The sequence below is a fragment of the Burkholderia sp. ABCPW 111 genome, from assembly GCF_000773065.1.
Lineage (GTDB): Bacteria > Pseudomonadota > Gammaproteobacteria > Burkholderiales > Burkholderiaceae > Burkholderia > Burkholderia savannae.
Genome location: NZ_JPWT01000002.1, coordinates 121035 through 133248 on the forward strand (window position 1 = coordinate 121035; position 12214 = coordinate 133248).

The 12214-nt window shown below is 67.5% G+C and carries 10 protein-coding genes; 7 read left to right on the top strand and 3 right to left on the bottom strand.

Annotation, left to right across the window (positions count from 1 at the left end):
• The first annotated feature begins 76 nt into the window (after nt 1-76).
• The 6 genes from folC (at nt 77) to X946_RS02150 (ending at nt 6403) form a co-directional block, all read left to right on the top strand.
• Nucleotides 77-1390 carry a bifunctional tetrahydrofolate synthase/dihydrofolate synthase gene (gene folC / locus X946_RS02125; RefSeq protein ID WP_038743868.1) on the top strand — a complete coding sequence of 438 codons (1314 nt, stop codon included), beginning with the start codon at nt 77-79 and terminating at the stop codon, nt 1388-1390.
• A gap of 29 nt (nt 1391-1419) precedes the next feature.
• Nucleotides 1420-2244: an SPOR domain-containing protein gene (locus tag X946_RS02130; RefSeq protein ID WP_038743558.1), complete on the top strand. Its 825-nt coding sequence runs from the start codon at nt 1420-1422 to the stop codon at nt 2242-2244.
• A 6-nt stretch (nt 2245-2250) separates the two neighbouring features.
• Nucleotides 2251-2745, top strand: a complete 495-nt coding sequence (locus X946_RS02135) for a CvpA family protein (RefSeq protein WP_038743559.1) — start codon at nt 2251-2253, stop codon at nt 2743-2745.
• Nucleotides 2746-2797: 52 nt separating this feature from the next.
• The gene (gene purF, locus X946_RS02140) at nt 2798-4333 is read left to right on the top strand and encodes an amidophosphoribosyltransferase (RefSeq protein WP_038743561.1); all 1536 of its coding nucleotides are present in this window, start codon (nt 2798-2800) and stop codon (nt 4331-4333) included.
• A gap of 176 nt (nt 4334-4509) precedes the next feature.
• Nucleotides 4510-5781, top strand: a complete 1272-nt coding sequence (locus X946_RS02145; RefSeq protein ID WP_186448654.1) for an O-succinylhomoserine sulfhydrylase — start codon at nt 4510-4512, stop codon at nt 5779-5781.
• Nucleotides 5782-6025: 244 nt separating this feature from the next.
• Entirely contained in the window at nt 6026-6403 is a 378-nt protein-coding gene (locus tag X946_RS02150; RefSeq protein ID WP_038743563.1) for a cupin domain-containing protein, read from the top strand.
• Here the strand turns inward: X946_RS02150 and X946_RS02155 are convergent.
• The 3 genes from X946_RS02155 to X946_RS02165 are packed head-to-tail and all read right to left on the bottom strand — an operon-like array spanning nt 6388 to nt 9482.
• Complete coding sequence (locus X946_RS02155) at nt 6388-7356, bottom strand: NAD-dependent epimerase/dehydratase family protein (RefSeq protein ID WP_038743565.1); 969 nt, start codon at nt 7354-7356, stop codon at nt 6388-6390. The two genes, X946_RS02150 and X946_RS02155, sit on opposite strands and share 16 nt — an antisense overlap.
• Nucleotides 7343-8386, bottom strand: a complete 1044-nt coding sequence (gene gmd / locus X946_RS02160; protein ID WP_038743568.1) for a GDP-mannose 4,6-dehydratase — start codon at nt 8384-8386, stop codon at nt 7343-7345. The genes X946_RS02155 and gmd overlap by 14 nt, the downstream gene beginning before the upstream one ends.
• Before the next feature lie 34 nt (nt 8387-8420).
• Nucleotides 8421-9482, bottom strand: a complete 1062-nt coding sequence (locus X946_RS02165) for an acyltransferase family protein (RefSeq protein WP_038743570.1) — start codon at nt 9480-9482, stop codon at nt 8421-8423.
• Between the two features lie 557 nt (nt 9483-10039).
• Between X946_RS02165 and X946_RS02170 the strand changes: the two genes are divergently transcribed.
• A complete protein-coding gene (locus X946_RS02170; RefSeq protein WP_038743572.1) occupies nt 10040-12202 on the top strand; it encodes a hypothetical protein in 2163 nt (720 codons plus the stop codon).
• Nucleotides 12203-12214 lie beyond the last annotated feature (12 nt).

Below are 12214 nucleotides of genomic sequence, written 5' to 3' on the forward strand. Positions count from 1 at the left end.
GGCTTGCGCCGAGCGGCGCGTTTGTTTTTTCGGCGGATTCTCCCGGACTCGCCGCTTTGACTCGCAGTTGAATTCGATGAGCACTTTTCCCACTCTCGACGCGTGGCTCTCGCATCTCGAAAGCGCGCATCCCGTCGGCATCGACATGGGCCTGACCCGCATCGGCCAGGTCAAGGACGCGCTGAAGCTCGCGTTCGCGTGCCCGGTGGTCACCGTCGGCGGCACGAACGGCAAGGGCTCGACCTGCGCGTTCGTCGAGACGATTCTCGTGCGCGCGGGCTATAAGGTCGGCTGCCACACGTCGCCGCATCTGCTGCGCTTTAACGAGCGCGCGCGCATCGACGGGCGGATCGTCGAGGACGCCGAGCTGCTTCCGCACTTCGAGGCGGTCGAGGCGGCGCGCACGAGCCTGCCGGAGCCGGTGTCGCTCACGTATTTCGAGTTCACGACGCTCGCGATCATGCACCTGTTCGCGTCGCGCGGGCTCGACGCGGTGATCCTCGAAGTCGGGCTCGGCGGCCGGCTCGACGCGGTCAACGTGATCGACACCGATTGCGCGATCGTGACGAGCATCGACGTCGACCACATCGAATACCTCGGCGACACCCGCGAGAAGATCGCGTTCGAGAAGGCGGGCATCTTCCGCGCCGGCAAGCCCGCGATCTGCGGCGACCCGGCGCCGCCGCAGACGCTCGTCGACCACGCGGCGGCGATCGGCGCGGACCTCTGGCTCGTCGGGCGCGACTTCCGCTTCGCGACGCAGCCGGGCAGCGAGCGCCAGCAATGGACGTACGTCGGCCGCGACAAGCGCTATCCGGCGCTCGCGTATCCGGCGCTGCGCGGCGCGAACCAGCTGCTCAACGCATCGGCCGCGCTCGCCGCGCTCGAGGCGCTGCGCGAGCGTCTGCCCGTGTCCGCGCAGGACATCCGGCTCGGGCTCGCGAACGTCGAGTTGCCGGGGCGCTTCCAGGTGCTGCCCGGCAAGCCGCTCGTGCTGCTCGACGTCGCGCACAACCCGCACGCGGCCGCGGTGCTTGCGCAGAATCTCGACAGCATGGGCTACTACCCGTACACGCACGCGGTGTTCGGCGCGATGGCCGACAAGGATCTCGCCGGAATCGTCGCGCGCCTGAAGGGCTCGATCGATCACTGGCATCTGACCGACCTGCCGTTGCCGCGCGCCGCGTCGGCTGACGTGCTCGAGCGCGTGCTGCGCGGCGCGGGCGTCGAGAGCGGCGCGCAGCACAGCGTCACGCGCCACGCGAGTCCGGCCGACGCGTTCCTCGATGCACTAAAAAGCGCATCCGACAATGATAGAATCTTGGTTTTCGGTAGCTTCTACACGGTAGCGGGCGTGATGCCCGTCGTGGACCGCCGCCATGACCACTGACTGACGAGTAGCTTCGGGTTCAGCCATACATGGGAATTTTCTCGTTCGGCAAGAAAGAGGACGACGCGCCGCAAAGGCGCGGGTCGCGGTCCGGCGCCCGGACCGTGCGCACCGAACGCGTGGAGCGCCGGTCGCGCCGCACCGAGCGGCCCGACACCGACGCACTGCTGCTCGATCCGACCCTTCCTGAAAAACAACGCGCGCGCCGGCGCCTCGTCGGCGCGATCGCGCTCGTCGTCGCCGCGGTGATCGTGCTGCCGATGGTGCTCGATTCGCATCCGAAGCCCGTCACCGACGACGTCCAGATCGACATTCCGAACCGTCCGTCGCACCAGGCGGCCGCCGCGAACGACGAAGACGCGTCGGACCTCCAGGCGGGCGTCGCGCACGACGAGCCGCCCGCGTCCGAAACGGCCGCGACCGCGAGCGTCGCGCCCGCCGCGCCGGCGCCGGCGCCCGCGCCCGTCGCGACCGCGAAGACGGACGCGAAGCACACGCAGGACGCGAAGCACACGCAAACCGCCGCCGCGAAGGCGCCGAGCGCCGCGCAGAAGCCGGCCGCGCAGCCGTCGCAGGATGCCGCGGCGGCGCGCGCCTCGGCCGACGGCGACGCGTCGTCGCCCGCATCGCCGCCCGGCGCGCGCTTCGCGCTGCAGCTCGGCTCGTTTCGCGACGACGCGACCGCCCGCGACTGGGCGGCGAAGTTGAAAGCGGCGGGCGTGCCCGCGTATGTCGAGCATCGCAAGCAGGCCGACGGCAGTACGGCTACACTGTTGCGCGCGGGGCCGTTCGCCGATCGCGCGGCCGCCTCCTCCGCGATCGCGAAGGTGCGCGAAGCGGGCCTCACGCAGTAAAGGGCGATGCTGACCGCTTTCGATTACGCCGTCCTGCTGGTGATCGGTCTGTCGGCGATGCGCGGCGCGTGGCGCGGCTTCGTCGGCGAGATCTTCGGCCTGATCGGCTGGATCGCCGCATTTTTGATCGCGTGCCGATTCGTCGGCGTCGTGCTGCCCTACATTCCGGCGACTTGGCCGGGCGGCGCGTTGACTCAGTGGGCCGTCGCGTTCGCGTTGATCGTCATCGGCGTCGTGCTCGTCGCGGGCGTCGCGAACGCGTTGCTGTCGCGGATCGCGCAGGCGACGGGCCTGGGCGGCGTCGACCGGTCGCTCGGCATGATGTTCGGCCTCGTGCGCGGCGTGCTGCTCGTGCTGCTGCTCGTCGCCGGGGCCGGCTTGACCGAGCTGCCGAAACAGGATTTCTGGCGCGACGCGTTGTTGCGTCCGTTCGCCGAACAGGGCGTGCGCGAGCTGAAGCCGCTCTTGCCCGACGGGCTCGCTGCGTACATTCACGTCTGATCCGCGCGAGCGCACCGACCGAACCGTTTTTTGTATCGTTGAAGGACATGCCATGTGCGGCATCGTAGGCGTTATCTCCCAGTCTCCGGTCAACCAGCTCGTCTATGACAGCCTGCTGCTGCTGCAGCACCGCGGTCAGGACGCGGCGGGCATCGCGACGGCGGACGGCAGCAATTTCCACATGTACAAGGCGAACGGCATGGTGCGCGACGTGTTCCGCACGCGCAACATGCGCAGCCTGCCCGGCACGGCCGGGATCGGTCAGGTCCGTTATCCGACGGCGGGCTCCGCGTCGAGCGAAGCCGAAGCGCAACCGTTCTACGTGAACGCGCCGTTCGGCATCATCCTCGCGCACAACGGCAATCTGACGAACTGGCAACAGTTGAAGGACGAGATGTTCCGGATTGACCGCCGCCACATCAACACGAATTCCGACAGCGAAGTGCTGCTGAACGTGCTCGCGCACGAGCTGCAACTGTCGACGACGGGCCTCGAGCTCGATCCGGATTCGCTGTTCAAGGCGGTCGCGGGCGTGCACCGCCGCGCGCACGGCTCGTACGCGATCGTGTCGCTGATCGCGGGCTGCGGCCTGCTCGCGTTCCGCGATCCGTTCGGCATCCGCCCGCTTTGCATCGGCAAGCTCGAGACCGAGCAGGGCACCGAGTGGATCGTCGCGTCGGAATCGGTCGCGGTGGAGGGCATCGGCTTCGAGTTCGTTCGCGACGTGCAGCCGGGCGAGGCGGTCTTCATCGACGTGAACGGCAAGTTCCACAGCCGCCAGTGCGCGGACAAGCCGAGCCTGAACCCGTGCATGTTCGAGTACGTGTACCTCGCGCGTCCGGATTCGTGCCTCGACGGCGTGCCTGTGTACAACGTCCGCCTGCGCATGGGCGACTACCTCGCCGAGAAGGTCAAGCGCGAGCTGCCGAACGTGCCGATCGACGTCGTGATGCCGATTCCCGATTCGTCGCGGCCGGCGGCGATGCAGGTGGCGGCGAAGCTCGGCGTCGAGTACCGCGAAGGCTTCTTCAAGAACCGCTACGTCGGCCGCACGTTCATCATGCCGGGCCAGGCGGTGCGCAAGAAGTCGGTGCGCCAGAAGCTCAACGCGATGAGCATCGAGTTCAAGGACAAGCACGTGCTGATCGTCGACGATTCGATCGTGCGCGGCACCACGTCGCACGAGATCGTGCAGATGGCGCGCGACGCGGGCGCGAAGTCGGTGATCTTCGCGTCGGCGGCGCCGCCCGTGAAGTTCCCGAACGTCTACGGCATCGACATGCCGACGCGCGGCGAGCTCGTCGCGCACGGCCGCACCGACGAGGAAGTCGCGAAGATCATCGGCGCCGATTACCTGATCTATCAGGACGTCGACGATCTGCGCCGCGCGGTGCGCGACATCAATCCGTCGCTCGAGCGCTTCGAGGCGTCGTGCTTCGACGGCGAGTACATCACGGGCGACGTCACGCCCGAGTATCTCGACGCGATCGAGCGCGCGCGTCTCGCGCCCGCGTCGCAGGCCGATCGCGATTCGAACGGCGAAGGCGCCGAGCGCTCGCAGATGAACCTGCAGCTGTCGGTCGAGTGAGCGCCCCGCGCACATGACCGAAAAGGCGTGATACGATGAGGCCTTGCGTCGATTTGATTTCAGCTTGCGGACGCGGGGCAACCCAAAACAGCTAAAGCGAAGGCCGGCGAGCAGCGCCACGCCGGCCCGAGTCGATAGCTGTTCGTACCGCACACTAAGCCCGCTGATGCCGACGCATGAGCGGGCTTTTTGTTGGTCTGCGCATTCGCCGCGCGGCGCGCACGGCGGCGATGCGCTTGAAAACGGATGAACGGAACATGGACGATTCTCTCAACTTCGACACGCTCGCCGTGCGCTCGGGCACGCTGCGCAGCGAATTCAACGAACATTCGGAAGCGCTCTTCCTGACGTCGAGCTTCTGCTACGCGAGCGCGGCCGAGGCGGCCGAGCGCTTCAAGCATTCGGAAGACTATTACACGTACTCGCGCTTCACGAACCCGACCGTCACGATGTTCCAGGATCGCCTCGCGGCGCTCGAGGGCGGCGAGGCGTGCATCGCGACCGCGTCCGGGATGGCGGCGATCACGTCGGTCGTGATGGCCGCGTTGCAGGCGGGCGACCACCTCGTCAGCTCGCGCAGCCTGTTCGGCTCGACGCTCGGGCTGTTCGGGCAGATCTTCGCGAAGTTCGGCATCGAGACGACGTTCGTCGATCCGGCCGATCTCGACGCATGGCGTGCCGCCGTGCGCCCCGAGACGAAGATGTTCTTCCTCGAGACGCCGTCGAACCCGATGACCGAGCTCGCCGACATCGAGGCGATCGGCAAGATCGCGAAGGCGGCGAACGCGCTGTTCGTCGTCGACAACTGTTTCTGCAGCCCGGTGCTGCAGCAGCCGCTCAAGCTCGGCGCGGACGTCGTGATGCACTCGGCGACCAAGTTCCTCGACGGCCAGGGCCGCGTGCTCGGCGGCGCGCTCGTCGGCTCGAAGGCGTTCATCATGGAGAAGGTGTTCCCGTTCGTGCGCACCGCGGGGCCGACGCTGTCCGCGTTCAACGCGTGGGTGCTGCTCAAGGGCATGGAGACGCTGTCGCTGCGCGTGAACCGGCAATCGGAGAACGCGCTCGAGATCGCTCGCTGGCTCGAGGCGCATCCGGCCGTCAAGCGCGTGTTCTATCCGGGGCTCGAATCGCATCCGCAATACGCGCTCGCGAAGCGCCAGCAGAAGTCGGGCGGCTCGGTCGTGTCGTTCGAGCTGAAGGGCGACACGCCCGAGCAGCAGCGCGCGAACGCATGGCGCGTGATCGACGGCACGAAGATCGTGTCGATCACCGCGAATCTCGGCGACACGCGCACGACGATCACGCATCCGGCGACGACGACGCACAGCCGCATCACGCCTCAGGCGCGCGAGGCGGCGGGGATCACCGAGGGGCTGATCCGGCTTGCGGTCGGGCTGGAGGACCCGGCGGACATTCGCGACGATCTCGCGCGGGGGCTCGAGGGCTGACGCTGAAAATCTTGCGGCGCGCACGCATGCATGGCGCATGGCGCGCGCGTCGAGCCGCATCGCCTTGCTTCGCATCGCTTCGCTTTGTTTCGCTTTGTTTCGCCTTGCTTGGCTTCGCGCGGTGCCGCGTGAAGCGTGGGAGCGAGCCGCGACACACCGCACCGGGCCGCGACGCGCCGCCTTCGGCGCGTTCGCGCCAACTGCTAAGCTGGCCGTTCGAATGCATCGAACCAGAAGCGTCCCCATGTTTCAGGCCGGCATCGGCATCAATTTCGAAGCGGCGTTGCGCGACGTGGCCGAATACTGGTCGCCGCGCGTCGTCGGGCGCGTGAACGATCAGTACGTGAAGGTCGCGAAGCTGAAGGGCGAATTCACATGGCACAAGCACGCCGACGAGGACGAGATGTTCTACGTCGTCTACGGCAGCTTGCGCATTCGATTCGAGGATCGCGACGTCGTGCTGAACGCGGGCGACTTCTGCATCGTGCCGAAGCACACGATGCACAACCCGGTCGCCGGGGAAGCGTGCGGGATCGCGCTGATCGAGACCGTCGCGACGCTGCACACGGGCGACACGCCGCGGCCGCTCGCGAAGAGCATCGACGCTCAGCTGGCCGGCTGACCCTCGCGCGCGACGATTGTCGAGCGCATGTCGTCGTACATCCATCGCAGCGTTTCGTCGAGCGGCGTGCGGTGCGTGTCGCCGATCGCGCCGCGCAGCTTCTGCCGCGAACCGACCAGCTTCTTCACTTCGTTCGCGCGCACGAAGCGCGGATCGACGCTGACGGCGATCACGTAGCCTGCGATACGCGCGAGCATCGCCAGCACCTCTTTCAACGCATAGCCGCGCTCCGCGCATACGTTGAACGTCTCGCCCGCCGGCGCGGCGTCGATGAGCCGCGCGTACGCGTCGACGATGTCGCGCACGTCGGAGAAATCGCGGCTCACGTCGAGATTGCCCAGCGAGATGCGCGACTCGCCGCGCGCGTAGTGCGCGACGAGCTTCGGCAGCAGATACGCGTCGCTCTGGCCGACGCCCGTGTAGTTGAACGGTCGCGCGATCACGATCGGCAGGCGGTCGAACCAGAGCCTCGCCATGTATTCCATCGCGAGCTTGCTGACCGCGTAGTCGTTCGCCGGCGACGGCGGCGTCGTTTCATCGAGCACTTCGGTCGGCGCATTGCCGTAGACGTTCGCGCTGCTTGCGAGCAGCACCGCGTTCGGGCGCGTGTCGAGGCCCTCGAGCGACGCGAGCAGGTTGCGCGTGCCAACCACGTTGACGAGGTACGTATCCTGCGGATTGCCGTGCGCGACATGCGCGCGCGCCGCGAGATGCACGACCGCGTGCGGCCGGGCATCGGCGACCGCCGCGTGCAGCGAGTCGACGTCGAGCAGATCCGCCTTCACGCATCGCCAGCGCCGCAGCAGCGGATCGCCGAGCACGTCGGTGTTGGGGGCGACCGTGCCCCACACGTCGTAGCCGTCCGCTTCGAGGCGTGCGGCGAGATGGCGCCCGGTGAAGCCTGCGATGCCGGTGACGAGCGCGCGACGCGCGCCGGGTTCAGAAGGTTTCATGGTGACTGTTGCGCGTGATGTCGGCCTCGACCATCATACGGCACAGCGCTTCGAGCGTCGTCTGCGGCGTCCAGCCGAGCTTTTCCTTCGCCTTGTCCGCACAGCCGATCAGCAGATCGACTTCGGCGGGGCGGTAGAACTTCGGATTCACCGACACGAGCACGTTGCCCGTCGCGGTGTCGATTCCGCGCTCGTCCTCGGCCTTGCCGCTCCATTCGAGTTGATAGCCCGCCGCCGCGAACGCCATCCGCACGAAATCGCGCACCGTCTCGGTGCGGTTCGTCGCGAGCACGTAGGTGTCGGGCTCGTCCGCCTGTAGCATTCGCCACATTCCTTCCACGTATTCGAGCGCGAAGCCCCAATCGCGCTTTGCGTCCATGTTGCCGAGCTCGAGCCGGCTCGCCTTGCCGAGCTTGATCTTCGCGACGGTGTCGGTGATCTTGCGCGTGACGAACTCGCGGCCGCGCAGCGGCGACTCGTGATTGAACAGGATGCCGCTCGAGCCGAAGATGCCGTACGACTCGCGGTAATTGACCGTCGTCCAGTGCGCGAACAGCTTCGCGACGCCGTACGGGCTGCGCGGATAGAACGGCGTGCTCTCGGTCTGCGGAATCGCCTGCACCTTGCCGAACATCTCCGACGTCGACGCCTGGTAATAGCGCGTCTTCGGGTTCACGATGCGAATCGCCTCGAGCAGGTTCAGCGCGCCGAGGCCCGTGACGTCGGCCGTCGTCGTCGGTTGGTCGAACGACACGCCGACGAAGCTCTGCGCGGCGAGGTTGTACAGCTCGCCCGGCCGGGTCCGTTCGATGAGGCGCAGGCTCGAACCGAGATCGGTCAGATCGTGCTCGACGAGCGTCAGGTTCGGATGCTTGTCGACGCCCAGTTCGGCGATGCGCCAGAAGTTGACCGAGCTCGTGCGGCGATACGTGCCGACGACTTCGTAGCCCTTGTCGAGCAGGAGCTTCGTCAGATAAGCGCCGTCCTGGCCCGTTATCCCGGTGATGATCGCCTTGCGTGCTTGGGTCATTGCGGTTTCCTAATCGAACGATGGGGGAATCGGATCATGCGGACGCGCGCGCGGCGCCCGCGAGCGCCAGCCGGGGCGCGCCGCGCGTCAGGCGCCGCTCGAAGCCGTACCAGCTCGCGCTCGCGTACGCGAGCGTGATGCCGAACGCGAGCGCCGCCGTCAGGTAGCGGTTCAGATGCAGCGGCCAGAGCGCGTACAGCACGCTCAGGTGGACCAGATAGATCGTGTAGCTGACGGTGCCGACATAGACGAGCGCCGGATTCGTCAGCACGCGCTGCACGAGGCCGCGGCCGCGCAGCGCGATCACGACGATCGACGTGCAGAGCACGAGCGAGATGCTGTAGAGCGTCGCATTGGAAAGCGGCGTGTTCGCCGCGCGAAAGCGCGGATACGACAGATGCAGCCACGCGAGCACGGCGAGCGCCGCGCAGGCGGCGGCGATCGCCGCGCCGTAGTACGGCTCGAGCGCGCGGCGGTCGCGGCGCAGCACGACGGCGATGAGCGCGCCCGCGGCGAGCAGATCCATCCGGAACGGCGTCAGGTAGTAGATCGGCCAGAACGAATCGAACCACGGCGTCGCGATCGCGCGCAAGAGCGGCGCGGCGGCGATCAGCGCGGCCGCGACCCACGCGAGCGCGCGCTCGGGAACGAGCAGCACGACGAACGGCCAGAAGATGTAGAACTGCTCCTCGACGGCGAGCGACCACAGCACGTTCAGGCTTTCGTGCCCGATGCCGCCGAGCGACAGGCCGATGTTCGTCGAGAAGAACGCATACCAAGGCCAGTGCCTGGCCCACTCGACGCCGAACAGCAGCGACGACGCGACGAGCAGCAGCAGATACGGCGGCAGGATGCGGCGCACGCGGCGCGCGTAGAAGTAGCCGAAGTACGATTCGCCGCGCGCCTTGCGCTCGAGCAGGATGCCGGTGATGAGCAGGCCGCTCAGCACGAAGAAGAGATCGACGCCGATCCAGAGCGGCGCCTTGAGCGCATGCTGGAAGAACACGGCGAGCACGGCGAACGCACGCAGGCCGTCGAGCTGGACGATGCGGCCGGCGTGGGCGGGCGGGGCAACGAGCGTATCGCGAGTCGTCATCGGGCGTGGGGGCGGACGACGACGATTCGATGCGGGCCGCGCGCGGCGCTTTCGTCGCTCGGATCGTCGTGCATCCGCTGAAATAAATGAAAGATCGAACTGAAATCGATTCTAGGGAAAAGAAATCGGCAAAAAAACGCGCCGAGATTCGTTCGACTTTCTCCGATACGGCGCGGCGACCGGGTCGGCCGCGTGAGCGGCGAACGCGGCGTGAAATTCGATTCCGATCTTTTTTATCGTGCGCACATCGCAGTGCGGCATTTCCTACGCGGCCGGCGCGGGCCGCCGGTCGTTCCTGCCGGCGCAGGGCCGCATGAAACGGCTAGAAACGATCATTCGATACGCGATTGCACATCGAAATATCCGCAAATATTTCCAAATTTCTTGTGAATATTTTTGCTTGTAACCTGCTTCGCATCGTTTGAAACCTATTTTGCGATGCGTGCATGCGTCGCAAACGCACGAGCGTTTCGCGCGTTTGGCTCGCATTTGCGCCGGACGCGCGCCGGCGTTTCGTCACGGTCGAAGGGAGAGGCGTTTTGCGACGTTTGATGCTAATGGGAGTGGCGGCGTGCGCGGCGGCGGCGTTCGCGGGCGCCGCGCAGGCGGAGAACGTGCTGCCCGCGACGACGTCGTGGATCGGCAATACCTATGGTTACGGCGACGGCACGTGGACGCAGATCGACATTCGCGCGATCGCGGTCACGCCCGACGGCAAGGTGTACACGAACGCGCCATGGGACGAGAGCGGCGCGGAGGCGAGCGTCTATCAGGACGGCAAGATGCTCGGCTTCGCGGGCGGCACGCACGGCTGGGGCAACGCGGGCGGCAGCGCGATCGCGGTCAACGGCCGCTATGCGTACGTGGCGATCGCGGTCGGCAACGAGAAAGGGCGGCTCGTCTCGCCGGGCATCTGGCCGGACAAGGGCCGGCAGTGGTACGGGATCTCGCGCCGCGAGATCGGCGACGTGAAGCAGGCCGCGCCGTTTCGCAGCGCGAAGGCGGGCGATGCGCGCGCGAAGCTCGCGGCGAGCTTCCTGATGGTCAACGACGTGCCGACCGACACGCGCGCGGAAGTCGCGGGGCTCGCCGCGAACGACAGCGTGCTGTACGCGACCGATCCGCTGCACGACACCGTCGGCGTGTACGACGCGCAGACGATGCAGAAAAAAGGCTCGTGGAGCGCGCACGAGCCGGGCCGGATCGCGCTCGCGGGCGACGGCACGCTGTGGCTGCTGACCGACACGGTGAACGGCCCGGCGAAGCTCGCGCACGTGCGCCCCGACGGCCGCGCGATCGACGACGCGCCCGAGCTGCCGCCGGGCACCGACGCCGTGGACGTCGCGGCCGACGCGAAGGGCCGCGTGCTGATCGCCGACAACGGCCCGCGCCAGCAGATCCTGATCTTCTCGAAACCCGCCGACGGCGGCTATGCGATGTCCGGCACGCTCGGCGAGCGCGGCGGCATCTTCTCGGGCTACGCGGGACGGCCGGGGCCGCAGCGCTTCAACGGGCTGACGGGCGTCGGCGTGGATCGCGCGGGCAACGTCTACGTCGCGACGAACGGCATCGGCCCGCGCCACGGCACGATCGGCGCGGGGCTCGGCAGCACGCTCGAGAGCTACGCGCCCGACGGCCGGCTGCGCTGGCAGGTGCAGGGCCTGTTGTTCGTCGACGGCGCGTGGATCGATCCGGGCCGCCCGAACAGCGTCTACACCGGCAACAAGCGCTTCGAGCTCGATCTGTCGAAGCCCGTCGGCAAGGAATGGAAATATGCGGGATTCCTGTCGAACCGCTTCAAGTATCCGGACGATCCGGTGTTCAACACCGATCAATGGCCCGGCATGCCGTTCGCGCGCAAGGTCGCCGGCCGCACGTTCCTCTATCTGACCGACATGTACGCGGATCATCTGAAGATCTACCGCTTCGATGCGAAGCGCGACGGCGAGACCGCGATTCCGTCGGGGCTGCTCGCCGGGCGCGCGCGGCCCGTCGACAAGGTGCCGAACCGGCCGTCGGGCGGCGACTGGATCTGGCGCGACGCGAACGGCAACGGCCGCTTCGACGAAGGCGAATTCGAGCTGAACACGACCGGCAAGGGCATGGCGGGCGGCTGGGGCTGGTGGGTCGACACGAGCGGCGACATCTGGCGCACGAGCGACACGCGCGGCATCCGGCGCTTTCGTTTCGGCGGGCTCGACAAGGCCGGCAACCCGATCTACTCGTACGACAAGCTGACGACGTATCCGACGCCCGCGCCGTTTACCGAGCTGCGCCGCGCGCTGTACGACGCGTCGAGCGACACGCTGTACGTGACGGGCTACACGGCCGACGCGCCGCGCGTGGGCGGCCTGTCGAAGGAGGTGGGGCGCGTGCTCGTGCGCTTCGACAAGTGGTCGAGCGGCACGCCTGTCGTGCGCTACCAGGTTTCGCTGCCGTGGCAGCTCGACGCGAAGCCGATCTTCACGCTGATCGGGCTGACGCTCGAGGGGCGCTATCTGTTCGGCGTCGAGCCGGTCGGCACCGTGCATGTGTACGACAAGGACAGCGGCCGCGAACTCGGCGTGATCAAGCCGGGGCCGGAAGTGGGGCGCGCGTCCGGCTGGGTCGACGTGCCGTTCGGCATCAGCGCATACCGGCGCGAGAACGGCGAATACCTGATCTTCGTCGAGGAGGACGCGCGCGGCAAGGTGATGATGTATCGATGGAGGCCGCAATGATCGGCGCAGCGG